The sequence below is a fragment of the Phenylobacterium sp. genome (assembly GCF_036677185.1).
Taxonomy (GTDB): Bacteria; Pseudomonadota; Alphaproteobacteria; order Caulobacterales; family Caulobacteraceae; genus Phenylobacterium.
Window position 1 is genome coordinate 67,543 of the sequence record NZ_JAKFEN010000040.1, and the last position, 22,248, is coordinate 89,790.

Annotated in this window: 25 protein-coding genes; 12 read left to right on the forward strand and 13 right to left on the reverse strand. The window is 70.1% G+C overall.

Going from position 1 to position 22,248, the window contains the following annotated elements:
- Positions 1 to 7 precede the first annotated feature (7 nt).
- Together V6M51_RS20770 and V6M51_RS20775 are read right to left on the reverse strand one after the other, a co-directional pair.
- Entirely contained in the window at positions 8 to 838 is an 831-nt protein-coding gene (locus tag V6M51_RS20770; RefSeq protein WP_332770148.1) for a universal stress protein, read from the reverse strand.
- A gap of 60 nt (positions 839 to 898) precedes the next feature.
- On the reverse strand, positions 899 to 1,021 hold the full coding sequence (locus tag V6M51_RS20775; protein WP_332770149.1) for a hypothetical protein: 123 nt from the start codon (positions 1,019 to 1,021) through the stop codon (positions 899 to 901).
- 53 nt (positions 1,022 to 1,074) lie between these two features.
- On the opposite strand from V6M51_RS20775, the gene V6M51_RS20780 reads away from it, so the two are divergent.
- Positions 1,075 to 1,527, forward strand: a complete 453-nt coding sequence (locus tag V6M51_RS20780) for a c-type cytochrome (protein ID WP_332770150.1) — start codon at positions 1,075 to 1,077, stop codon at positions 1,525 to 1,527.
- Between the two features lie 51 nt (positions 1,528 to 1,578).
- On the opposite strand, the gene V6M51_RS20785 is transcribed toward V6M51_RS20780, so the two are convergent.
- A complete protein-coding gene (locus V6M51_RS20785) occupies positions 1,579 to 1,911 on the reverse strand; it encodes a hypothetical protein (RefSeq protein WP_332770151.1) in 333 nt (110 codons plus the stop codon).
- A 377-nt stretch (positions 1,912 to 2,288) separates the two neighbouring features.
- On the opposite strand from V6M51_RS20785, the gene V6M51_RS20790 reads away from it, so the two are divergent.
- A complete protein-coding gene (locus V6M51_RS20790; RefSeq protein ID WP_332770152.1) occupies positions 2,289 to 2,483 on the forward strand; it encodes a DUF2933 domain-containing protein in 195 nt (64 codons plus the stop codon).
- Positions 2,474 to 2,776: a hypothetical protein gene (locus tag V6M51_RS20795; RefSeq protein ID WP_332770153.1), complete on the forward strand. Its 303-nt coding sequence runs from the start codon at positions 2,474 to 2,476 to the stop codon at positions 2,774 to 2,776. The genes V6M51_RS20790 and V6M51_RS20795 overlap by 10 nt, the downstream gene beginning before the upstream one ends.
- 84 nt (positions 2,777 to 2,860) lie before the next feature.
- On the opposite strand, the gene V6M51_RS20800 is transcribed toward V6M51_RS20795, so the two are convergent.
- The 4 genes from V6M51_RS20800 to V6M51_RS20815 all read right to left on the reverse strand — a co-directional run bounded on the left by V6M51_RS20800 (position 2,861) and on the right by V6M51_RS20815 (position 6,886).
- Positions 2,861 to 3,166 (reverse strand): hypothetical protein, encoded by a 306-nt coding sequence (locus V6M51_RS20800; RefSeq protein WP_332770154.1) that lies wholly within the window; start codon positions 3,164 to 3,166, stop codon positions 2,861 to 2,863.
- Positions 3,167 to 3,193: 27 nt separating this feature from the next.
- Complete coding sequence (locus V6M51_RS20805) at positions 3,194 to 4,822, reverse strand: MBL fold metallo-hydrolase (protein WP_332770155.1); 1,629 nt, start codon at positions 4,820 to 4,822, stop codon at positions 3,194 to 3,196.
- Positions 4,823 to 4,898: 76 nt separating this feature from the next.
- Positions 4,899 to 6,437, reverse strand: a complete 1,539-nt coding sequence (locus V6M51_RS20810; protein ID WP_332770156.1) for a thymidine phosphorylase family protein — start codon at positions 6,435 to 6,437, stop codon at positions 4,899 to 4,901.
- Positions 6,437 to 6,886, reverse strand: coding sequence for a host attachment protein (locus tag V6M51_RS20815; RefSeq protein WP_332770157.1), 450 nt, complete (start codon positions 6,884 to 6,886; stop codon positions 6,437 to 6,439). Before V6M51_RS20815 ends, V6M51_RS20810 begins: the two co-directional genes overlap by 1 nt.
- Before the next feature lie 122 nt (positions 6,887 to 7,008).
- On the opposite strand from V6M51_RS20815, the gene V6M51_RS20820 reads away from it, so the two are divergent.
- The 9 genes from V6M51_RS20820 to V6M51_RS20860 all read left to right on the forward strand — a co-directional run bounded on the left by V6M51_RS20820 (position 7,009) and on the right by V6M51_RS20860 (position 15,916).
- Entirely contained in the window at positions 7,009 to 7,620 is a 612-nt protein-coding gene (locus V6M51_RS20820) for an NAD(P)H-dependent oxidoreductase (protein ID WP_332770158.1), read from the forward strand.
- Positions 7,621 to 7,706: 86 nt separating this feature from the next.
- Positions 7,707 to 8,369: a helix-turn-helix domain-containing protein gene (locus V6M51_RS20825; RefSeq protein WP_332770159.1), complete on the forward strand. Its 663-nt coding sequence runs from the start codon at positions 7,707 to 7,709 to the stop codon at positions 8,367 to 8,369.
- Positions 8,370 to 8,449: 80 nt separating this feature from the next.
- Positions 8,450 to 9,100, forward strand: a complete 651-nt coding sequence (locus tag V6M51_RS20830; RefSeq protein WP_332770160.1) for a BON domain-containing protein — start codon at positions 8,450 to 8,452, stop codon at positions 9,098 to 9,100.
- 50 nt (positions 9,101 to 9,150) lie between these two features.
- Complete coding sequence (locus V6M51_RS20835) at positions 9,151 to 9,975, forward strand: universal stress protein (RefSeq protein WP_332770161.1); 825 nt, start codon at positions 9,151 to 9,153, stop codon at positions 9,973 to 9,975.
- 24 nt (positions 9,976 to 9,999) lie between these two features.
- Positions 10,000 to 12,672: a bifunctional acetate--CoA ligase family protein/GNAT family N-acetyltransferase gene (locus tag V6M51_RS20840; protein ID WP_332770162.1), complete on the forward strand. Its 2,673-nt coding sequence runs from the start codon at positions 10,000 to 10,002 to the stop codon at positions 12,670 to 12,672.
- Between the two features lie 157 nt (positions 12,673 to 12,829).
- Complete coding sequence (locus V6M51_RS20845) at positions 12,830 to 13,225, forward strand: response regulator transcription factor (protein WP_332770163.1); 396 nt, start codon at positions 12,830 to 12,832, stop codon at positions 13,223 to 13,225.
- A gap of 143 nt (positions 13,226 to 13,368) precedes the next feature.
- Positions 13,369 to 14,868, forward strand: a complete 1,500-nt coding sequence (locus tag V6M51_RS20850) for a PAS domain S-box protein (protein WP_332770164.1) — start codon at positions 13,369 to 13,371, stop codon at positions 14,866 to 14,868.
- Complete coding sequence (fixJ, locus tag V6M51_RS20855) at positions 14,861 to 15,469, forward strand: response regulator FixJ (RefSeq protein ID WP_332770165.1); 609 nt, start codon at positions 14,861 to 14,863, stop codon at positions 15,467 to 15,469. The genes V6M51_RS20850 and fixJ overlap by 8 nt, the downstream gene beginning before the upstream one ends.
- A 69-nt stretch (positions 15,470 to 15,538) precedes the next feature.
- Positions 15,539 to 15,916, forward strand: a complete 378-nt coding sequence (locus V6M51_RS20860; protein WP_332770166.1) for a response regulator transcription factor — start codon at positions 15,539 to 15,541, stop codon at positions 15,914 to 15,916.
- On the opposite strand, the gene V6M51_RS20865 is transcribed toward V6M51_RS20860, so the two are convergent.
- From V6M51_RS20865 to ccoG, 6 genes are all read right to left on the reverse strand, one after another.
- Positions 15,913 to 16,494 carry an NAD(P)H-dependent oxidoreductase gene (locus V6M51_RS20865; RefSeq protein ID WP_332770167.1) on the reverse strand — a complete coding sequence of 194 codons (582 nt, stop codon included), beginning with the start codon at positions 16,492 to 16,494 and terminating at the stop codon, positions 15,913 to 15,915. The two genes, V6M51_RS20860 and V6M51_RS20865, sit on opposite strands and share 4 nt — an antisense overlap.
- A complete protein-coding gene (hemN, locus tag V6M51_RS20870; protein ID WP_332770168.1) occupies positions 16,494 to 17,879 on the reverse strand; it encodes an oxygen-independent coproporphyrinogen III oxidase in 1,386 nt (461 codons plus the stop codon). The genes V6M51_RS20865 and hemN overlap by 1 nt, the downstream gene beginning before the upstream one ends.
- A gap of 61 nt (positions 17,880 to 17,940) precedes the next feature.
- Entirely contained in the window at positions 17,941 to 18,105 is a 165-nt protein-coding gene (gene ccoS / locus V6M51_RS20875) for a cbb3-type cytochrome oxidase assembly protein CcoS (protein ID WP_332770169.1), read from the reverse strand.
- Positions 18,093 to 20,279, reverse strand: a complete 2,187-nt coding sequence (locus V6M51_RS20880) for a heavy metal translocating P-type ATPase (protein WP_442957872.1) — start codon at positions 20,277 to 20,279, stop codon at positions 18,093 to 18,095. Before V6M51_RS20880 ends, ccoS begins: the two co-directional genes overlap by 13 nt.
- A complete protein-coding gene (locus V6M51_RS20885) occupies positions 20,276 to 20,755 on the reverse strand; it encodes a FixH family protein (protein WP_332770171.1) in 480 nt (159 codons plus the stop codon). Before V6M51_RS20885 ends, V6M51_RS20880 begins: the two co-directional genes overlap by 4 nt.
- Positions 20,752 to 22,248 carry a cytochrome c oxidase accessory protein CcoG gene (ccoG, locus tag V6M51_RS20890; RefSeq protein ID WP_332770172.1) on the reverse strand — a complete coding sequence of 499 codons (1,497 nt, stop codon included), beginning with the start codon at positions 22,246 to 22,248 and terminating at the stop codon, positions 20,752 to 20,754. Before ccoG ends, V6M51_RS20885 begins: the two co-directional genes overlap by 4 nt.

A 22,248-nucleotide genomic window follows, 5' to 3' on the forward strand; every position in this document is an offset into this window, starting at 1 on the left:
GGGACGCCTAGTGGGAGACCAGGAGGGCGGTCGGCGGATCGTTCATGAAGTCGCGGCTGACGCCGCCGAGGATCCGCTCGGCCAGCCGCGTGCGGCCATAGAGTCCCATGACCAGCAGATCGGCGTTCCATCCGTTCACCTGGCCGCGCAGCGTGTCGCTGACCGAGGCCTGTTCCGACGTCTCCACGAAGACCTCGACCTTGCAGCCGCGCCTCTCGAAGCGTTGCTGCATGGCCGAGACGTCCGTGCGGTCGAGCCGCGGCGACACCATGGCCACGGCCACCCGGTCGGCGCCCGAGATCAGCGGCCAGGCGTCGCGCAGGGCGCGGGCGGCCTCGCGGCCGCCGTTCCAGGCGACCAGGACGCGGCGTCCGACGCTGGCCGGCTCCGCCGCGTCGGGCAGCACCAGCACCGGCCCCCCGCAGCCGAACGCCAACTCCGTGGGCGAGACCTGGAAATCGCGTTGCGACGTCCGCCCTGGCCCGACGACGACCAGGTCCGCGCCACGCGCGCAATCGATGAAGCGCCGGGTCAAATCCTGCTTGAGCCGAAGCCAATCGCAGCCGACCTGGGCGGTCTGGGCGGCGGCGGCAAGCCAGGCCCGGGCCTGTTGCTCCGCCCGTTTGACAGCCGCCCCGTGGGCCTCGAGCGCGGCGGTCAGCAGCGCCGGCGGAATCCAGGCCCCTCCCGCCGCGGTGCTCGGCATGGCGAAGGCGGGCTCGAGGAAGACCCCCGTGACGTGGCCGCCGAAGGCCTGGGCCAGGCGCGCGGCCTGGTTGCAGCGATCTTGGGCGGCCGGATCGGCGTCCACCTCAACCAGAATGTCACGATAGGTCATTGAACCATCTCCTTGCCGCGCGAGGATGGCGTGGGGTCAACGGCCCCGCTTTGATCGTCCTCAACGGCTGGCGGTCACGGCGTGATCGCCCTTCAGGATGCGGACCAGGGCGCCGAGGCGACCCGCCGGAATTGCGAGCGCCATCGGACCTCCGAGCCGGCAGGGCGCCTTGATCGGCGTCAAGGCCGCTCGTCGCTCGGAAAGCCATGCTGTGCTTGCGTTCCGAGGAGCCTTCCATGGTCAAGCCCGCCCATGCCTGGGCTGTCACAGCGGTTGTTGTCCTGGCGGCGGCGGCGGCGGCGCTGGGCCTGGCGTCGCGACCGCAGGCCGTCAGCCCCACTTCGCTCCGCCTGTCGCCGCGGACGGTCACGATGCCGGGTTTCGGCCGCGAGGAGATGCTGGGCCCCTCGGAAATCGAGGATCTGACCGAGTATGTCCTGGCGCTCTCCATGCGATCGACGGACAGCGCCGCGGTGCTGCGCGCCCTCCCCCTCTACGAACGAAACTGCGCCGCGTGCCATGGCCTGGCTGGCGAAGGCGACGCAATGACCGGCACGCCGGATCTGACCGACGACGTGTGGGTCAACGGCGGCGCGCGTGAGGAAATCCGCGACCAGATCTGGCGCGGCGCTGACGGTCGGGGCCCGCGACGGCAAGCCCGTTCGAGCCCCGCGCCACACCTGCCCTAAGCTTCGCCTGCGGCCCGGCGAAGCCCGGGCCGCCCACGGTGGTTGAAGCGCCTACTTCGGGGCCGGCGCCGCGTCCTTGGACATCATCGTCTCGCACTGCTTGTGGAGTTTCTCCATCTCCTCCGGCGAGAGCTTCTTGCCTTGCGGCCAGGTCGGAGCGCCGGTCTTGTCGCGGCCGTGATCATGCGGCTGCGTCGCCGCCATCTTGGAGGCCATCACGGCCTTGCATTTTTCGTGCATGGTGTCGGCGTCGGCGGCCGGCGTCGAGGCCGCGGGCGGCGTTCCCGCAGTCGTCGGATGATGACCCGCGTGGTCCTGTTGGGCGAGGGTCGGCCCGGCGGCGAAGGCCGCGAGGCTGGCGACAGATATGAGTAGAGCGCGCATGGCAGATCTCCTGGGTGCGAGGTCGCCCAATGTGGCGCGTTCCGCGCTTTGAGCCTTGCGATGCGTCAAGCCGTTCCAAGCGAGCCATCGGAAAGACACCGAACCCCGACCAGACAACCGGGCTTCGGCCGCGCCGGGAACCGCCGCCGGGTCCGGGGGCCGGGTCCGGCGCTTATCGCGGCTGCGCCATGGCGCTTGATGTCGGTCAAAGCCGGCGACGCGCCTCGCGATAAGGTTTCATCAGGCTGACGCTTTCGCCAGCCACCGCCGAGGGTCATTCGATGACCGCCACACCTGCCGGGCCGCTTCGATCGATACTGATCGCAAACGACAGAGGTCGAGCCGCGCTCGGCCCGTCGCCTGGCGGGAATTCGGAAATGGCCAAGTACGACTGGAAACGCCCCGCCCTCCTCGCCGCCGGTTCGGCCGCGCTCATCCTGGTGTTCTACCTGCTCCGCGAGCATCGCGGCCACGCCCTGGGCTACTTGCCCTACCTGATCCTGGCGGTGTGTCCCTTGCTCCACCTGTTCCATGGCGGACATGGCCGAGGAGAAGATTCCCAATGTCCGTGAACCAAACCTCGCCGCTGGCGATGCGAACCCCGGTCGGTCGGCCCCCAGTCCGGCGCGGCAGGACGATCCGGTCCAAACTCCGTCGGCTGCACGTGCGGATCTGCCGCAAGATGCGGCCGGTCTTCGAGGTCGCGGCGTTCTTCGGCGCCGCCTTGTCGGCGGTCTTCGAGCTGTTCTCGGGTCGCCTGCCGAGCTTCTCGGCGACCGAAGTCTCCTGCCCCCCGGAGCCCCCGGAGCCCGAGCCGCCCGCGACGGCCGACAGCCCGCTCGCCCCCTTCCCGATTCACGACTAGCGCCATCAGGCCTCGAGCGTCAGCTCAACGAGGCCGACCGCCACGAGCACGCGGCCGGACTCGAAGAGCGCGTCCAGGAAGGCCTTAGTCGGACGGCTGGGCGCGCCAGAACGCCAGACCGATCAGAGCGATCGCGGCGGCGGCGATGACGACGGCGGTCGCCGGGTGCTGCCTGGCCTGATCCACGGCCTGGCCGGTCAGGTCACGGGACTGCCGGCGGGCCTCCACCGTGAAATCGCGGGCCGCGCGCTGGAGCTTGGCGGACACCCGGGCGAAGTCATCCCGCGCCTCTTCGCTGATGGCCTCCCCGGCCTTCTTCAGTTCGTGACCGATGTCGTCGAGGGCGTCATCGAGGTCGTTGGCGATCCTCTTGGCGACGGACTTGCTCATGGCGCGGTTCCTTGCTGCTGTGCGGCTTCAGGAGACCGAAGCCGGCGCGGCGGCGCCTTGACCACTGTCAACGGGGACCTCCAGGGCCGCGCGCAGGCGGCGGATCAGGGCGCTGCGGGCCTCGTCCGAGCCGGCGAGTTCGATACGCTCGCCGAGATCGAGCAGGAAGGCGGCGCGCTGGTTGTGCCAGTCGGGGCGCGAGACGGCCGCGGCCGCGAGCCGCGGCTTGCCTTCGGTGTCGGCTATGGCCTGGCCCTTGAGGATGACGTAGCACTCGTCCAGGGACGGGATCGCCAGCCGGTCCTCGGCGAAGCCCGCCGCCGCGAGCCGGTCCTTGAGGCCCTCGAGCGCCGGCGGCTCGCCGTGGGCCAGGAATACGCTGCCGCCCACGGGCGCCCGAGCGTTCGCCCAGGCGACGAGACCATCGGCGTCGGCGTGGCCCGAATAGACGTCCAGGGACCGGATCCGCGCCAGCACGCGGACGTCCTCGCCCTGGATGCGCACCCGCTCGGCGCCCTCCTCGAGGATCCGGCCCAGCGTGCCGACGGCCTGGTAGCCGGACAAGAGCACCGTGGCCTGGCGCTGCCACAGGAGTCGTTTCAAGTGCTTGCGGACCCGACCGGCGTCGCACATGCCGCTGGCCGCCAGAATGATGTGCCAGCCCTTGAGCCGTTCGAGCCGGTCGCTTTCCCAGGGTTCGCGCAGGAACTTCAGCCGGTCGTTGGCGTAGAGGCCCTGGAACGGATTGACGTCGGTCGCTCGGTTCCAGCCGCGGCGACGGAAGACCTCGGTGGCTTCGATGGCGAGCGGGGAGTCCAGGAAGATGTCGGCCTCCGGCGCGTGGCCATCGGCCATGATCGCCAGGATGTCGGCCAGCAGCTCCTGCGAACGCTCCACGGCGAAGGCGGGGATCAGCAGCGGCCCGCCGGCGGCGTGGGCGGCGTTGAGTTCCTGCGCCAGCATCTTGCGGCGGGTGGCCGGATCGACGAGCAGGCGGGGCCGGTCGCCGTAGGTCGACTCCAGCACGAGATGGTCGACCCCAGCCGGCCCTTCCGGGTCGGACGAATAGTCCCGGCCGCCCGGCCCGATATCGCCGGAGAACAGGATGGTGACCGGACCTTCCTCGGTCTCGACGCGCACCTCGATGGAGGCCGCGCCCAGGATGTGGCCCGCCTCCCAATAGGTCGCGGTCACGCCGGGCGCGACGGCGACGCTCTCGCCCAGCTTCACCCGCTCGAAGAGCTCGGTGGTCCGGACGGCGTCGCGCACGGTGTAGATCGGCTCGACCTGGTCGCGGCCGCGCCGCTGGTTGCGGCGGTTGAGCTGGCGGACCTCGCTTTCCTGGATGCTGCCGGCGTCGGGCAACATCACGCCGCACAGGTCGCGGGTCGCCGCCGTGGCGAAGATCGGCCCCTCGAAGCCGGCCTTCATCAGCTTGGGCAGCAGGCCCGAGTGGTCGATATGGGCGTGGGTCAGCAGCACGGCGTCGATCTTTGACGCCTCGAATGGAAACGGCTCGTAGTTGAGCGCCTTGAGGGTCTTCGACCCCTGGAACATGCCGCAGTCGACAAGCAGCGTCGCACGCCCGGTCTCGAGACGCGCGCAGAATCCGGTCACGCATCCGGCGGCGCCATGGAAGGTGAGTTTCAGGCTCATGTGGACATCTCCTGGGTGAGCGCGGCCGCCAGGATGGGCGCCATCGCTACGGCGGCGAAGGCCTGGACCACCGCGCTCATGGAATGATCCGGTAGCCGTCGTCCTCGCAGGCGGCCTCGCAGGCGAAGGTGAAGTCGGAGCGCTCCGAGCCGTGGATGCGGAAGAGCGGCTCGCCGCGCGACACGCTCGCCCCGGCCTTGCGCAGCAGGTCCACGCCCGCGCCGGTGTCGGTGGGAGCGCCGGCCAGCCGGGCGATGGAGGCGATCCGCAGGCAGTCGATCTCATGGATGCGGCCAGCCTGGCCGGCGCAGACGACGTGGGTCATGGCGCCGATCCCGGGTGGCTTGGGTGACGGACCCTGGGCGGCCATGATCTCGTCCATCTTGCGGGCCGCCGCGCCCGAGGCGAGCAGCTCGCGCGCGCGGCGTTCGCCCTGGCCGCCCTGCAGGGCCGGATCGGCCTCGAGCACGCGCCCGGCCAGCATGACGGCCTTTTCGGCCAGGTCGGCCGGGGCCTCGGCCCTGCCCTCCAGGACGGCGCGGACATCGCGCGCCTCCAGGGCCGGTCCGACCCCGAACCCGATCGGTTGGACCGTATCGGTCAGCAACACCTCGATCCCGAGACCCAGGCGGCCGGCCACGTGCTCGAAGAGCTTCTTCAGGCGCAGGGCGGCACGCCGGTCGCGGATCTTGGCGGTCGGTCCGACCGGCACGTCGAGGACAAGGTGCGTCGCGCCGGCGGCGAGCTTCTTGGAAAGGATCGAGGCGACCATCTGTTCGGGGGTGTCGATGGAGAGCGGGCGTTCCACGGCGATCAGCACGTCGTCGGCCGGCGATAGGTTCACCCGGCCGCCCCAGACGATGCAGGCGCCGCAGCGTTCCACGACGTCGCGCATCTCGCGCTCGTCCAGGTCGACCCGGGCCAGGACCTCCATGGTGTCCGCCGTGCCCGCCGGGGAGGTGATGGCGCGTGAGGAAGTCTTGGGCATCCACAGGCCGTGCGCCGCCACGATCGGCGCCACGATCAGCGAGGTGCGGTTTCCCGGGATCCCACCGATGCAATGCTTGTCGACGACCACCGGGCGGCTCCACGCCAGCCGACGACCGGCCACGACCATGGCTTCCGTCAGCGAGAGAACCTCGTCGGCGGTCATGAAGCTGGCGCAGCTGATCAGGAAGGCGGCCACCTCGATATCGGACCAGCGATGGTCGGCAAGGTCCCGGGCGATGGCCCGGTATTGCGCGTCGGTGAGCACATCGCCCGCCACCTTCGCGGCCACCGCGCCCAAGGTGCGCGACGGCGGCGCCGGGGTGACCTGAACCAGGGCGCCGGGCGCGGCCCCCAACCGGCGAAGCAGCGGTTGCGGCAGGCCGACCTCGTCGCGCCCGACCAGACCCACATCGTCGCAGATCATGCAGGTGGCCAGCAGGCGGCGACCTCCAAGCGCGATCTCGACCTTTCGCACCCCGGCGAGGCGCTCCGGCCGCACGACCGCGCAGCCGCGCGCCAGCACCACGACATTCTCGCGAACGGTGTCGAGTGGCAGCGGGCGCACCCGCAGGCCAGCCTGCGCGGGAGACGGACCCTTGGCCGTTGGCGGGGCTTCGGCGCGCATCAGCGGGCGATCCGCGCCGCCTGCAGGGCTTCGCGCAACACTTCCTCGGCCAGGCTCGACCTGTCGCGCGGCGCGTCGACCTCGATGCGGCGCGCGGTCTTGGGATCGAGCTCGGCGCGCAGCACGCCCAGCGCGCGGGCCGGCGCCAGCAGCACAAGACGCTCAAACAGCCCGGCCTCGGCCGCGGCGTCCAGGGCGCGGGCGACGCGCGTGAGGAACCGGCGTTCCTGGATTTGGTTCAGCGGCTTATCCCCGCCGCCGTGCTGGCCGAAGCCCGCGCGGTCATGCACCGTGGCCCGATGGGCGTTCGCCGCCGGGCGGTCCTGATTGTCGGCCTCGATGGCGTATTGCGGCAAGGGATGCAGCGGGCCGCCGCGCACGCGTTCCTCGAACACCCGCGCCTGGCGCCCGTCGGCGGCGACGACCCAGGTCGTGACGTCTTCCATCATGGGAACCTCCATCCTTGAGGCGACGATGGAGACCGCCTGTCAGGCGCGCTGTGACGACGATCAAACCCAGGCGCGAGAGTCTGGGTTCCTATCGGCGCGCCCTCGATTGCAGGAGACCCTCCATGAGACACGCGCTGATCATCGCCCACCCCAACCCCAAGAGCTTCACCCACAGCGTGGCGCGCGCCTACAACGCCGCCATCACCGCCCGGGGCCATGAGGCGGTCGAGCGCGACCTCTACGCCATGGGCTTCGACCCATGCCTGAAGCGCGAGGAGGTCCCAACCGGCCGAGGCTACCAAACCAGCCCGGACGCGGCGGCTGAACGCGCCAGGCTCGCCGATATCGATGTGTTCGCCCTGTTCTATCCGTGGTGGTTCAATGCGCCGCCCGCGATCCTCAAGGGCTATGTCGACAGGATTTTCAGCACGGGCTTCGGCTACCGCCCGACGTTCGGCGGGTCCGAGCCCCTGCTCACGGGCCGCAAGCTGATCAGCTTCAGTTCCTCGGGCGCGCCCGACAGCTGGGTGCGCGAGACGGGCGCCCTGAACAACCTGATCGCGGGCTTCGATCGGCACCTGGCGGGGGTCTGCGGCCTGCAGTTCGTCGACCACGTGCATCTGGGCGGGGTCGTCCCCGACATCACCCAAGAGTCGGTCGAAGACATGCTCGCCGAGGTCCGGGCCGCAGTCGCCCAGGCGTTCCCGCAAGTCGGGGTCCCGGCCTCCGTATGACTACCTAGGGGGTGCTGCTTAGGGAGCGTTCCCGAATTTCGAGCCGACCGCCACGGGCCTAGCCATAGGTCAACAGGAGGCTCGACATGACCTATATCCAATCCTTCGACGACACCCGCGCTACCCCCGTCGCCGCCGAGGCCGGTCCCGATGACCTGATGTCGCGCATCGGCGTGCGGATGACCTTCGCCAAGGACGAGGAGATCTACGGCCAGGGCGAGAACGCCGACCTGATCTATCGGGTGATCAGCGGGACCGTGCGCACCTCACGGTTCATGCCCGACGGACGCCGACCGATCGGCGACTTCTACTATGCGGGCGACCTTTTCGGCCTGGAGACCGGCGGCGAGCACGACATGGCCGCAGAGGCGCTCAGCGACTGCACGATCCTCGTGGCCAACCGGCATGCCCTGCGCGGCGCGGGCGGAGAGGACGAACTCAAGCGGCTGGTCTGGGAAGCGACTGTTCGCGACCTGGAAAGCGCCCGCCAACACCTGACCCTGCTGGTGCGCAAGACCGCCTGCGAGCGGGTCGCGAGCTTCCTGCTCGGCCTGGCCAATCGCCGCCGGGGCGGCCACGTGGAGCTCGCCATGGGGCGGCAGGATACGGCCGACTATCTGGGCCTGACCATCGAAACCGTCTCACGGATGATCACCCAGCTCCAGGCCGCCAAGGTCGTGGAATTCAAGGGCAGCCGGCTGTTCCGGATTTGCGACGCCCAGGCCCTGCAGGAGATGGCTGCGGGTTGACCGCCGTCAAGGTCGCCCGCCGCCGGGCGCATGAGCATGGACTGTCCGCAGGCTGCGGGCCGACGAAAAGGGCGAAGGCCATGGAAGATCGCAAGCTCAAGGAACGGGTCGAGCACGAGCTCGAGTGGGATCCAGCCATCGACGCCAGCCGGGTGGGTGTCACCGTCAAGGACGGCATCGTCACCCTGAGCGGACATGTCCCCAACTACGTCCAACGCATCGCCGCCGAACGAGCCGTGAAGCGCGTGAAGGGCTTCCGCGGCCTGGCCCAGGATCTGGAGGTTCGTCCCCCCGATGGGATGGGCGCGCCTGATGACGAGGTCGCGGCCAGCGCGCTCCGGACCCTCGATTGGAACGTTTCGGTGCCCAAGAACGCGGTCCAGGTGCGGGTCGATGACGGCCACATCATCCTCGCCGGCGAGGTGGACTATGACTACCAGCGCAAGGCCGCCGAAGAATGCCTGTTGGGCCTGCGCGGCGTCGTGCGGCTGACCAACCACGTGACCGTGAGGCCCCGGGGGGCCGCGCCGGACCTGAAGCATCGGATCGAGGAAGCGTTGGATCGGCAAGCCCACCTGGACGCCGGCAAGATCGTGGTCCTGGTCCAGGACGGCAAGGTCCGCCTCGAGGGCAGCGTCCGCGCGCCCTATCAGCGCGACATCGCCAAGGCCGCCGTATTGGCCGCACCCGGCGTCACCGCCGTCGACGACCACATCAAGATCGGCGCCTGAGGCGCGACCCACGCCGACCGCGCCGCGGCCGGTCCTCCAGGGAGGCATCCGTGACCTTCACGAGCATTCTCGTCCATGCCGAACCCGAGGTCGCGGCCTCGCCGCGCCTGGCCTGCGCGGCCGCCGTCGCCGAACGCTTCGACGCCCTGCTGATGGGGGTCGGCGCCGAGCTCCTGCAATCGACCGCCGTCGCAGACCCCTTCGGCATGCTCGCCATGGAATGGCAGGGCGTGATGCGCCAGCAGCTGGAAGACAATCTGAAGACCGCCGAACAGGCCTTTCGCCGGCACGCCGGAAATCTGCGGACCGACTGGCGCACGCTCTATCAGCCGCCCACGGAGGCCCTATGCCATACGGCGCGGGGCGCGGACCTGATCGTGGCGGGCGGCGCGCCCCTGACGGGCGCCGACTATTGGCGACAGGCCGATACGGCGGAACTCGCCATCCGCGCCGGCCGCCCTGTCCTCGTGGCGCCCCCAACTCACCGGACGTTCCATGGGGACCGCATCCTCGTGGCGTGGAAAGACACGCGCGAGGCGCGGCGCGCGCTCGCTGACGCCATGCCGTTCCTGAAGCGCGCCGAGGCGGTCGTGGTCATGGAAGTCTGCGCGGAGGATCGGCTTGAGGCCGCGAATTTCCATACCTCCGAGGTGGTCGCCCACCTCAAGCGCCATGGCGTGGAGGCCAGCGCCAAGGTCGAGGTCGAAGCCGATGAACGCGCCTGCGTCGAGCTCAACATCCAGGCCCAGGCGATGGCGGCCGACCTGATCGTGGCCGGCTGCTACGGCCACAGCCGGATGCGCGAGTGGGTGATGGGCGGCGTGAGCCGCGGTCTGATCCACGCCCCGGAGGGGTTCGTGCTCCTGAGCCACTAGCCCAGTCCCTAAGCCGGCGGCGCCATGACCACTCGAAACCTCGACGCCCTGTTCCATCCCGGGGTCATCGCCCTGGTCGGCGCCAGCAATTCGCCAGGCTCCGTGGGCCAAGTGCTATCGCGGAACTTGTTGGAAAGCGGCTTCGCCGGGCCGGTGCTGCCAGTCGCCCTGAACGCCTCCGCGATCCGGTCCGCCGTCGCCTACCGATCCGTCACCGATCTGCCGCTGACGCCGGATCTGGCTGTGATCGCCACGCCGGCCGCCACGGTTCCCGGCCTGATCGCCGAGCTCGGCGCCCGAGGATGCCGCGCCGCGGTGGTGATCAGCGCAGGCTTCGACACGGGCCTCCGCCAGGCCATGCTGGACGCCGCCCGGCCGCATCTCCTGAGGATCGTGGGGCCCAACTGCCTCGGCTTCATCTCGCCGATGGTCGGGATCAATGCGAGCTTCGCCCACCTGACCCCGGCCGCCGGCGGACTGGCCTTGATCTCCCAGTCCGGCGCGGTGGCCGCCGCGGCCCTCGACTGGGCCCACGGCCGCGGCATCGGCTTTTCCCACATCCTGAGCATCGGCGACGCCGCGGATGTCGATGTCGGCGATCTCCTCGACTATCTGGCGCTCGATCCCGAGACCAAGGCGATCCTGCTCTATGTCGAGAGCCTCTCCGACGCCCGGAAGTTCATGACCGCGGGGCGCATCGCCGCGCGCGCTAAGCCGGTGGTGGTCGTGAAGGCCGGGCGCAGCGCTTCGGGCGCCAAGGCGGCGTTCTCGCATACCGGCGCGCTGGCGGGGTCTGACCTGGTCTACGACGCGGCCTTCCGGCGAGCGGGGATGCTGCGGGTCGGCGACCTGCGCGAACTCTTCGACGCGGTCGCGGCCCTGGGCGCGGGCCTCAAGGTCACCGGGGATCGGCTGGCGATCCTGACCAATGGCGGCGGCGCGGGCGTCATGGCCGCCGACGCCCTTGAAGCGCGGGGCGGCCGGTTGGCCGAGCTGTCGCCGGCCACCCTCGAACGGCTGAACGCCGCCGCGCCGGCCAACTGGTCGCACGCCAATCCGGTGGACATCCTCGGAGACGCTCGAGCGCCCGTCTATGGCCGCGCCCTCGAGGCCCTGCTGGCCGAACCCGCCGCCGACGCCATCCTTGTGATGAACTGCCCCACCGCCGTGGGCGACAGCACCCAGGCCGCCGACGCGGTGATCGAGACCCTGCGCGCCGACCGCTCGCATCGGCCGGTGCTCAGCGCCTGGTTGGGCCAGACCGCCGTGGCGGAAGGTCGCCGGCGTCTCTCCGCGGCCGGCGTACCAGCCCATGAGACCCCCGACGAGGCCGTTCGCACCTTCATGCAGCTGGTGGAGCATCGCGGCAACCAGCAGGCCCTGCTGCGCACCCCCGCCGCGCCGGCTGGGCCGGCGTGCGATCACGCCGCGGCCCGCGCGGTCATCGACCGGGCCCGCGCCGAGGGCCGCACCGCGCTCACCGACCCCGAGGCCCGGGCGATCCTGCAGGCCTACGGCGTGCCGGTCCTGCAGAGCCTGCAAGCCGATGACCCCGCCGCCGCGGCCGCCGCGGCGGCCACTTTCGCCGGACCCGTGGCCCTGAAGATCCTGTCGTCCGACATCAGCCACAAGTCCGATGTGGGCGGCGTCGCCCTTGACCTGCAAGGTCCCGCCGCGGCGGAGGCCGAGGCCCGGGCGATGCTGGCGCGCGTCGCGGCGGCCCGACCGGAGGCGCGCATCCAAGGCTTCGTCGTCGAGCCCATGGCGCGCGGCGCTCACGCGCTCGAACTGCTCGCCGGCGTGGCCCAGGACGCCGCCTTCGGGCCGGTCATTGTCTTCGGCGCGGGCGGGGTCGCGGTGGAGGTGGTCGCCGACCGCGTGATCGGCCTGCCGCCCCTCGACGAGGTGCTGGCCAAGGACATGATCGCGCGCACGCGGATTTCACGCCTGTTGGCGGGCTATCGTGATCGCCCGCCGGCCAATCTGGACGCCATCGCCGACGTGCTGGCGCGGCTATCGCGGCTGGCGGTCGACCTGCCGGAGATCGCCGAGCTCGACATCAACCCCCTGCTCGCCGACGCCGAAGGCGTGCTCGCCCTGGACGCGCGCATGGCGTTGCGGCCGATCGGCGCCCAACCGGTCCGGACCGCGATCCTTCCCTATCCAGAGCACCTTCGCCGCGAATTGACCGCCGACGGCGAGCTCCTCGTCGTGAGACCTGTGCGACCCCAGGACGGACCGGGCCTGGCCCACATGGTGGAAAGGAGCGCGCCGGAGGATGTCCGGCTGCGCTTCCGCGCCGGTCTCCGCACCCTGCCGCACGGCTGGCCCGAGCGGCTCTCGCAGATCGACTATGACCGGGAGATGGCGCTGGTGGCCGAAGCGCCCGACGGCTCGATCCTCGGTGTCGCGCGCCTGGTGGGCGATCCCGAAGGCGATACGGCGGAGTTCGCGCTCATGGTGCGCAGCGACCGCCAGGACCATGGTCTGGGCCGCCTGCTGCTCGGCGCCCTGCTGGAGCATGCGCAGGCGCGAGGACTCCAGGAAATCTGGGGCGATGTCGCTCTCGAAAACGCCCGCATGCTGGCCATGGCCGCCGTGTTCGGCTTCGAACGCCACACCGCCAAGGGCGATTTCAGCCGGGTTCGGGTGGTGAAGACGCTGGCTGCGCGGGCGCCGGTTCACGCGGACGCCTGACCTCCGGGATTCCCCTTAGGGGGTGCTCCCGAGTTTCGGCCAACACCTCGCCGATGTACCTCCGCGACCTTCATGGTTCGCCGAATAGGCTGAGGAACAGTATGAACGCGTCCAGCCCGACCCATCAGTCCCCGAATCCCGCCTGGAAGGTCGCGGCTTGACCCAGGCGCAAGTGGCGGCCCGCGGCGACCGGCCCAGGGTGCTGCTGGTCGATGACGACGCCGCGCTTCGCGCGGCCCTGCAGTTCGCCCTCCAGCTTGACGGCCTGTCGGTGGAGACCTTCGCCAGCGCGGAGGAACTGCTCGATAAGGCCGACGTAACGGGCGTCGGATGCCTGGTGCTCGACCAAAATCTCCCCGGGATGAGCGGCCTCGAACTCCTGGCCGTCCTTCGCCGTGGGAACGTCACGGTCCCGGCGCTGCTGATCACCACCCACCCCGCAGCCGCCTTGCGCCGCGAGGCCAAGGCGGCCGACGTCGAGATCGTCGAAAAGCCGCTGCTGTCCGACGCCCTCCTGCGCTCCGTTCTCACCCTCGTGGCGCCCCGACCGTGACCGAAGTCTGAGCCTGAGATGTCCTTCCACCCCGAACCCGAGAATCTGGGCGCCGGCGTCGGACCGCCAAGTACGGCGGCTGAACGTCAGCGCTCGGCGAACCGCCTTGCCGCGACCGGTCTTGGCGCCTACCAGTTGAGGCCATGAAGGATTCCGCCAGAGCCGCAAACCCCGCCGCCCAGCGCCGCGCGCCGCGGTGGGCGGGATATGCCCTGGCGGGCGGCACGAGCATCGCGTCCTTGGCCCTGCACCAGGCCCTGGGGCCGATTTTCGGGGACCAGGTCGTCTTCCTGATTTTTGTACCGGCCGTGATCGTCAGCGCCGCGCTGGGCGGCGCCGGGCCGGCCCTGGCCGCGACCGGGTTGGGGCTTGGCGGAATGCTGATCCTTCGCTGGGCTGACATCCTGGGGAACGCCGCCAGTTCCACCAACGCCGGTCTGTTTCTGGTGATCGGGGCGGCGATCGGTTTTGGCGGTTGGCGGTACCATCGCGGCCGGCGCGAGAACGCCGAGGCCCTGGCCCATCTCGAGGACCGCGAGGCGCACCTGCGCTCGATCCTCGCCACGGTGCCCGACGCCATGGTGGTCATCGACGACCACGGGATCATGCAGTCCTTCAGCGCCGCGGCCGAGCGGCTGTTCGGCTGGACCCCGGACGAGGCGATCGGGCGCAATGTCTCCATGCTGATGCCCTCGCCCTACCGCGAGGGCCACGATAGCTACATCACCCGGTATCTCACGACCGGCGAGCGGCGGATCATCGGTATCGGCCGCGTGGTGGTGGGCGAGCGGCGCGACGGATCGACCTTTCCCATGGAGCTTTCCGTGGGCGAGATGGCCACGACGCCCCGGTTCTTCACCGGATTTATCCGTGATCTCAGCGAACGACAGGCGACGGAACGGCGGCTGCAGGACGTGCAGTCGGAGCTCGTCCATGTCTCGCGCCTCACCGCCATGGGCGAGATGGCTTCGGCCCTGGCGCACGAGCTGAACCAACCACTGTCGGCCATCGCCAACTATGTGAAGGGCTCGGTGCGTCTTCTGGAGGCGGAAGATCCCGATCGCGGCATGATCCGCGACGCGCTGGCCAGCGCCGGCGACCAGGCGCTGCGGGCCGGCCACATCATCCGGCGCCTCAGGGATTTCGTCTCCAAGGGCGAGGCGGAACCACGCATCGAGAGCCTGCCCAAGCTGCTCGAGGAAGCCGGCGCCCTGGCCATGATCGGGGCCAAGGAACGCGGCGTGCGGCTGCAGTACCTCATCCATCCGCAGGTGGAACTGGTCCTGGCCGACAAGGTTCAGATCCAACAGGTCGTGCTGAACCTGATGCGCAACGCCATCGACGCCATGGAGGACGCGCCACGACGGGACCTCACGGTCTCCGCCCGCCTCGCCAAGGAGGGTGTGGTCGAGATCGCGGTCACCGATTCCGGTTCCGGCATCAGCCCCGAGGTCGCCGAACAGCTCTTCCAACCGTTCTTCACCACCAAGGCGCAGGGCATGGGGGTTGGGCTGTCGATTTCGCGTACAATCATCGAAGCGCATGGCGGACGAATCTGGGTCGAGCCTGGTCCCGACGCTGGGTCGGTGTTCCGATTCACGCTGCGCGCGGTGACCGAAGGGGAGCTTGTCGACGGTGACTGAAGCCGTAGTGCATCTGATCGACGACGACGAGGCCGTGCGCGATTCGCTGGCCTTCCTGCTTACGACAGCCGGGATCGCCTCCCGGACCTATGAGTCGGCCGTCACCTTCCTCGACCAGCTGGCGGGCGCGGCTCCCGGCTGCGTGGTCACCGACATCCGCATGCCGGACATGAACGGCCTGGAGCTCGTTCGCCGGCTGAAGGACCGCGGCGCGAGCCATCCGATCATCGTGATCACCGGCCACGGCGATGTTCCGCTCGCCGTCGAAGCCATGAAGGCGGGCGTGGTCGACTTCCTGGAGAAACCCTTCGACGACGACGCCCTGCTCGGTTCGATCCGGGCGGCGCTGGCGATCGGCGGTCAGGCGACGCAGGCGAGCGAGGAGCGCCGCAAGTTCGAAGCCATGCTCGCCGCGCTCTCCCCACGCGAGACCGAGGTGCTGAAGGGCGTGCTCGCCGGCAAGCAAAACAAGGTCATCGCCTTCGAACTCGGCATCAGCGCGCGCACCGTCGAGGTCTATCGCGCCAACGTCATGACCAAGACCTCCGCCGGCAGCCTCTCGGAACTGGTGCGCATGGCCCTGCTGGCCGGCGGCCTTTGAGGCCCGTCAAAGCGGCGCGGCGCGGCGTGGGTAATCTGAACTCCCAACCGCACCTTCCGCCGACCGACCATGTTGAACCGCGTTCATCCCAGACCGACAGTCCTCCTGGTCGATGACGACGCGGCCTTGCGCGCGGCCCTGAAGTTCAATCTCGAGATCGAGGGCTTCGACGTCGAGACCTGCGAGAGCGGCGAGGCCCTGCTGTTGCGGAGCCTTCCGGCCGGGCCCGCCTGCATGGTGCTCGACTACAATCTTCCTGGGATCACCGGCCTGGAGGCGCTGGTCCAGCTTCGGGACCGGCAGGTCGATATTCCGGCGCTGATCATCACCAGCACCCCGTCCCTGCATGTGCGCGAGAGGATTCGGGCGGCCGGCGCGCGCCTCATCGAGAAGCCGTTGCTGGGCGACGCTCTGGTGGGTGGCATCCACGATGCGCTGAAAGGTTAGGTCCCCGCCGCGCCGTGACGTTCCATCGCCGCGAGCCAGCGCCGCCGTACGCGGGGCTCGGCCGTCTCCACGCCGCCGATAAGGTCGTGCCGGATCGGCTTGAAGCCCGATATCCATAGGACGCCCTTCTCCAGGCTTTTCAGACCGTGAGCTCCGAAGATCACCCGGAAGATCATGGTCGGCATGCCCATGGTCACCACCACACGCGCCGACTTGCCCTTGAGCAGGCCGGTCGGCGTCCCCCCGGGCGGGCTCAGGGCGACCCCATAGCGGAAGACCTGTTCAAGGAAACCTTTGAGGAGGGCTGGAGGCCCGCCCAGCCACAGGGGGTGAAGGATCACCAGGTGGTCCGCCCAGCGGAGCGCATCCTGCGCCTCGCGGATGACAGGGTGCGCGGCCTCGGACATGAACTCGTCCCTCGTGCGCACCAGAGGAAAGTCCAGGGCCCCGACATCAATGCGCCGGATCCGATGGCCCGCGCTGCTCGCCCCGCGGACATAGGCGTTGGCCAGCGCAGCGCAGAGACGTTCGCCGCGCGGATCGGGATGGCCGTTGAGAACCAGGATGTTCTTGGCCACTAGAGCGCCCTCGAATGGCGACCCTCGGCCGCCGCGAAATAGCTGTCGAACACCGCGCAGATCGTGCGAACCACCAGCCGCCCGGTCTCGGTGACGCGCACGCGACCGCCGTCGCAGATGACGAGCCCGTCGCGCTCGAAGGCCCGCAGCCGCGCGAGTTCACGGCTCAGTTCGCCCAGCTCCCGGTTGTGCCGCTCGCAGATGTCGAAGAGGTCGACCTGGAGTTCGCACATCAACCGCTCGATGATCTCGCCGCGGAAGCGATCCTCGCGGGTCACCGCCACGCCGCGCGCGACCGGCAGTTGGCCCTTGGCGACCATTTCGCGCCAACCGAGCTCCGGAGTGACGTTCTGAACGAAACCCTGAGGCAGGCTGCCGATCGCCGAGGCGCCGAGGCCCAGCAGGGTCCCTGCCCCGTCGGAGGTGTAGCCCTGGAAATTGCGCCGCAGGCGGCCTTCGGCCTGGGCCCGCGCCAGGTCGTCGCTCGGCAGGGCGAAGTGGTCGAGGCCGATCCGGACATAGCCTTCGGCGGCGAGCCGCTCGGCGGCGGCTTCGCTCTGGTCGAGCCGCTCAGCGGGACCGGGCAGCGCCGCCTCGTGGATGAGTTGTTGGTGGGTCTTCATCCAGGGCACGTGGGCGTAGCCGAACAGGGCCAGGCGCTCGGGGCGCAGAGGCAGCACCTGATCGAGGGTGGAGAGGGTGTTGGCCACGGTCTGATGCGGCAGGCCGTACATCAGGTCGAGATTGATCGAGGCCACGCCGGCCTCGCGCAGCCAGCCCATGCAACGCGCCACCTCTTCAGGGCTGCCCTGGCGATTCACGGCCTCCTGCACGCGCGGCGACAGGTTCTGCACGCCGAGGCTGGCCCGGTTCAGGCCGTGACCGGCCGCGGCCTGCACCCATTCGCGGGTCAGGCCCGGGGGATCGATCTCGGCGGCGACTTCGAGTCCCGGCAGAAGGCGAAACATCCGCCCGAGCCCACCGAACAGCACGGCCAGTTCGTCGACCGTCAGCATGTTCGGCGTCCCGCCGCCGAGATGGATCGCGCCGGCGTCGAGCTTCCCGGGCAGCGCCTGTTCCAGCAAGGCCGCCTCGTCCATCAGATAGCCCACATAATCGGCCACCGGCCCGTGGCGGCGCACCGCGCGCGTGTTGCAGCCGCAGTACCAGCACAGGCGCGAGCAGAAGGGGATGTGGACATAGATCGAGACCGGATCGGCCGTCGGCAGGTCGCGCAGCCAGGTCCGATAGACGGCGGCGTCGACGGCGGGCGTGAACTGAACCGCGGTCGGGTAGCTGGTGTAGCGCGGCGCGCGTCCGTCGTACTTGGCCACCAGGTCGGCCAGGGCGGGCGCGGGGGAATAGGTCGACTGGACGGCGGTCACGGATGGCTCCTGTATCAGGCCGCCAGCTTGGCGACCTGGCCCTCCGGCGCCGTGACATCGGTCAATCGCCGGTCAGGGGCGCGTCCTCGGGGTCCTTGGCCAGGATGCGTTCGGCGTCCCCGGCCGGATCGTCGTACTGGCCGTTCGCCAGCGTCCATCGGAAGGCTGCGAGGCCGAGCAGGGCCAGGAAGACCGAGGCCGGCGCCAGGAAGATCAGGATGTCCATCGCCGCCCGCCTCCGCCGCCCATGCGCAGGGCGTTGAGCGTCACGGCGAGGGAAGAGCCCGACATGGCCAGGGCCGCGACGAAGGGGTTGACCAGGCCCGCCATGGCCGCTGGGGCGGCGATCAGGTTGTAGGCCGCCGCGAAGCCGAAGTTCTGCAGCGCCCGCCGCCGCGCCGTGCGCGCCGTGTCGATGGCCGTGACCACCGCGGCGAGCCCCTCGCCCGAGAACACCAGGTCCGCCGCGTTCTGGCTGGCGTCCAGAGCCGTTCCCGGCGCCATGGCGGCATGGGCGTTGGCGAGCGCGGCGGTGTCGTTGAGCCCGTCGCCGATCATCAGCACGCGCCGGCCCTCGGCCGTCCGCCGCGCCACGATCTGCGCCTTCTCAGCCGGGGTGAGACCCGCGCGCCAGGCGGTCACCCCGAGGGCCTCGGCGACGCGTCGAACCGGGTCGAAGCCGTCGCCGGAGAGGATCTCCACGCTTAGTCCTCGCGCCAGCAGGGCCCGGACCGTGGCGCCGGCGTCCGCCCGGAGCTGATCCTGGAAGACGTAGCGGATCTTGGGCTCGCCCTCGATCGCCAGCCACAGTTCCGTCTCGCTGGGCCCCGCGCCAGTCACGCCTACGAAGGCGGCCCGGCCCAGGCGGGCTCGCCGACCGCGGATGAAACCCTCGACGCCTTGTCCCGGGGTCTCGATCACCTGGTCGGCCAGGATCGTGGGCCCAGCTTCCCGAGCGAGCGCGCGAGCCAACGGATGGGCCGAGGCCCGCGCCAGGGGCGCGGCCATGGCCACGGCCGCGGGGACCGGATCGACGAGGCATGGACGCCCTTCTGTCAGGACGCCGGTCTTGTCGAGGATGACATGGTCGATCTCGGCCAGCCGCTCCAGGGCGGCCCCGGACTTCACCAGCACGCCGCGGCGGAAGAGCCGCGCCGAGGCGCTGACCTGCACCGCGGGGACCGCGAGGCCGAGCGCGCAGGGACAGGTGATGATCAGGACGGCGACGGCCCGCAGCAGCGCCTCGCGCGGTCCCATTCCCAGAATCATGCCGCCGGCGAAGGTCATCGCAGCGGCGCTGTGGACCACCGGCACATAGAGGGCCGCGGCCTTGTCCGCGAGCTGGACGTAGCGGGAGCGTGACTGCGCGCCGGCCTCCACCAGCCGCGCGATGTCGGCGATGGCGGAGTCCTCGGAGGTGGCCGTGGCCAGCAGGCGCAAGGTTCCCGTGAGGTTGAGAGCCCCGGCCCGGCACCTGTCGCCGACGCGGGCCAGGACCGGCGCCGTCTCACCGGTGAGCAGGGCGTTGTCGAGGGACGATTGGCCCGCCTCGATCCGACCATCCACCGGAATGCGGTCACCCGGCCGGACGAGAAGGAGATCGCCGGGCACGATGTCGCCGATCGGTCGACGATGTTCCTGGCCGTCGGGGCTGATGACGGCGGCGGCCGGCGCCTGGAGCGCCAGGATGTCGCCAGCCGCGCTGCGGGCCCGGGCGCGCAGGCGATGATCCAGCCACCGGCCGATGAGCAGCAGGAAGAGCAGCGAAACCGCCGCGTCGAAATAGGTGTCGGCGCCGCCCAGCACGGTCTCGACGAAGCTGATGGCGAGGGTCAGCAGGACGCCGATGGAGATCGGCACGTCCATATTGGCCCGGCCGGCCTTGAGCGAGCGCCAGGCCGAGGTGAAGAACGGCATGCCGGCATAGACCGCGCAGGGCGCGCCGACCGCCGCGCTCATCCACTGCATCATGGTCCGCATCGCCGGACCCAGTTCCTGGCCGAACAGCCCCGCCCAGATCGGCACGGAGAACATCATGGCGTTGCCGGCCCCGAAGGCGGCCACGCCGAGCGCCATGGCCAGGCGACGGCCCTCGGCGTCGTGCGCCGCGGCGGACTTGGCCGGATCGAAGGGCGTCGCGGGATAGCCCAGGCGATCCAGGGTCTCGATCACGAGCGCGGGGTCGCCGCCGCCGTCCGCGAACCCGACCGAGAGCTTGCCGGTCGTCAGGTTCATGCGCGCGGAACCCACGCCGGCGAGCGCCCCAACCTGACCCTCGATCTTCGAGATGCAGCCGGCGCAGCGGGCGCCTCGGACCAACAGGTCGAGGCGTTCGCCGCCGCCCGGATTGTGGCGCAGGAAGGCCGAGAAGTCCTGTCTCGGCGTGAACTCGGACGTCAGGGCCATGTGAGGCGACGCTCCGCTTCGAAGGGCTGCGCCCCGGTGGCCGCGAACCGAAGGTCCCAGACGCCCGGCGCGGGCGTCGCCGCGGCCGCATAGCGTCCCGGTGAGACCTCGGTGAAGGTGAGGACGATGCGTCCCGCCTCGGTCGCTGGCCGCTGCAGCTCGCCCGACAGAGCCAGGCCGCGGATCGGCCGGCCGGTCTGGTCGACGATCTCGACCTCGACTTGACCCTGGGCGGGCGCGGCCAAGGCGCGCCAGCCAAGCGCGGACTGGGCTTTCAGCCGGGCGACGGAGCGGTTGTGCCGCAGACCGTCTTCATAGGGCGTCGCCGAGACCTGGCCCGGGAAGGTGCGATAGGCCTTGATCACGAAGATGCCGTCGACGGCGATCACGATGCCGAAAAAGGCGACCACGACGATGAGGACGTGCCAGCCGGTCACCCGAAAGCCGGCGGCGGGAGGGGCTGGATTCATGGCGTGTTCGCGGCTCCCGACAGGAAGGTGGTCTGGGCGCGCGCCTCGGCCTTTGAGGTGCGCACGACAAAGCTCGCGGGGAGGTTGGGCGCGCTGAGGGCCTCGGGCGGCAGGGTGACGAACACCCGCAGCGCCCGGACCTCGTTGGCCGGCGCCACGACGGTCAGGCTGGCGCCGTTCGAGGCGGCGGCCGGGGTCTTGATCCTGGCGCCCGCGGGGCCGTCGAAGCCGACGATCACGGTCTCGTCCTCGAAGCCACGATTGACGATCTTGAGCGTGTAGCCGTTTCTCACCGCTCCATCGTGCAGGCGCACGAACACCGGATTGCGGTCGCGCAGCACGTGGAGGTCGAGGGTTGTCCGGACGCTGAACCCCCAGGCCATGGCGCCCGACACGGCGGCCAGGGCGACTCCATAGAATATGGTCCGCGGACGCAGCAGCTTGTAGATGGCCGGCCGGCCGGCGGCGCGCGCCTCCACCGCGGCATCGGTGTCGAAGGCGATCAGGCCGGTGGGACGCCCGACGCGAACCATGATCTCGTCGCAGGCGTCGATGCAGAGGCCGCAATTGATGCACTCGAGCTGCGGCCCGTTGCGGATGTCGATCCCCATGGGACAGGCGGTCACGCACTGGGCGCAATCCACGCAGTCGCCCCGGCCCGTCCAGTCGGCGCCCTTCTTATGCGGGCCGCGCGGTTCGCCCCGATCGTAGCGATAGGTGACCTGCAGCGAATGCTCGTCGAGCATCGCCCCCTGGATGCGCGGCCAGGGGCACATGTAGATGCAGACCTGCTCGCGCATGAACCCTGCGAAGACGTAGGTCGTGAAGGTCAACAGGGCGCAGAAGATGTAACCGGTGAGCGGCCCCTGCCCGATCCAGAAACTGCGGATCAGGGTCGGCGCGTCGTGGAAGTAGAAGATCCAGGCGCCGCCGGTGCCGAAGGCGATCCCCAGCCAGACCGCATGCTTGCCGATTTTCCGCCAGGCCTTGTTCAGCGACCAGGGCGCCGCGTCCAGCCGCATGCGCGCGTTGCGGTCGCCCTCGAACAATCGTTCCACGTGAATGAACAGGTCGGTCCAGACCGTCTGGGGACAGGAATAGCCGCACCACAGCCGCCCGAAGAGCGCGTTGCTGAGGAACAGGGCCAGGGCGGCGAGCACCAGCAGGCCGGTCAGGAAATAGACCTCCTGCGGCCAGAGCTGGATCCAGAAGAAGTAGAACCGCCGGCCCGCGAAATCGACCAGCACCGCCTGGTCGGGCAGGCTTCCCGGCCGCTCCCAGCGGATCCAGGGCGTGACGTAATAGATGGTCAGCGTCGCGATCAGCAGCGCCCACTTGATGGCGCGCCAGCGCCCGTGGACCAGTTTCGGATAGATGGGCTGGCGCGGCTTGTAGAGCCCGGTCACATAGGCGGGACCCCGCGCCCTGGCCGCCGCCGAAACCGGCGAGGTCTTGGCGGCGATAGGACTCGACCGGTCGATCACCACGGTCAT

Coding starts and splice junctions, on each gene's coding strand:
- V6M51_RS20770 (WP_332770148.1), bottom strand. CDS start 838: ATGACCTATCGTGACATTCTGGTTGAGGTGGACGCCGATCCGGCCGCC.
- V6M51_RS20780 (WP_332770150.1), top strand. CDS start 1,075: ATGGTCAAGCCCGCCCATGCCTGGGCTGTCACAGCGGTTGTTGTCCTG.
- V6M51_RS20785 (WP_332770151.1), bottom strand. CDS start 1,911: ATGCGCGCTCTACTCATATCTGTCGCCAGCCTCGCGGCCTTCGCCGCC.
- V6M51_RS20790 (WP_332770152.1), top strand. CDS start 2,289: ATGGCCAAGTACGACTGGAAACGCCCCGCCCTCCTCGCCGCCGGTTCG.
- V6M51_RS20795 (WP_332770153.1), top strand. CDS start 2,474: ATGTCCGTGAACCAAACCTCGCCGCTGGCGATGCGAACCCCGGTCGGT.
- V6M51_RS20800 (WP_332770154.1), bottom strand. CDS start 3,166: ATGAGCAAGTCCGTCGCCAAGAGGATCGCCAACGACCTCGATGACGCC.
- V6M51_RS20805 (WP_332770155.1), bottom strand. CDS start 4,822: ATGAGCCTGAAACTCACCTTCCATGGCGCCGCCGGATGCGTGACCGGA.
- V6M51_RS20810 (WP_332770156.1), bottom strand. CDS start 6,437: ATGCGCGCCGAAGCCCCGCCAACGGCCAAGGGTCCGTCTCCCGCGCAG.
- V6M51_RS20815 (WP_332770157.1), bottom strand. CDS start 6,886: ATGATGGAAGACGTCACGACCTGGGTCGTCGCCGCCGACGGGCGCCAG.
- V6M51_RS20820 (WP_332770158.1), top strand. CDS start 7,009: ATGAGACACGCGCTGATCATCGCCCACCCCAACCCCAAGAGCTTCACC.
- V6M51_RS20825 (WP_332770159.1), top strand. CDS start 7,707: ATGACCTATATCCAATCCTTCGACGACACCCGCGCTACCCCCGTCGCC.
- V6M51_RS20830 (WP_332770160.1), top strand. CDS start 8,450: ATGGAAGATCGCAAGCTCAAGGAACGGGTCGAGCACGAGCTCGAGTGG.
- V6M51_RS20840 (WP_332770162.1), top strand. CDS start 10,000: ATGACCACTCGAAACCTCGACGCCCTGTTCCATCCCGGGGTCATCGCC.
- V6M51_RS20850 (WP_332770164.1), top strand. CDS start 13,369: ATGAAGGATTCCGCCAGAGCCGCAAACCCCGCCGCCCAGCGCCGCGCG.
- V6M51_RS20860 (WP_332770166.1), top strand. CDS start 15,539: ATGTTGAACCGCGTTCATCCCAGACCGACAGTCCTCCTGGTCGATGAC.
- ccoS (WP_332770169.1), bottom strand. CDS start 18,105: ATGGACATCCTGATCTTCCTGGCGCCGGCCTCGGTCTTCCTGGCCCTG.
- V6M51_RS20885 (WP_332770171.1), bottom strand. CDS start 20,755: ATGAATCCAGCCCCTCCCGCCGCCGGCTTTCGGGTGACCGGCTGGCAC.
- ccoG (WP_332770172.1), bottom strand. CDS start 22,248: ATGACCGTGGTGATCGACCGGTCGAGTCCTATCGCCGCCAAGACCTCG.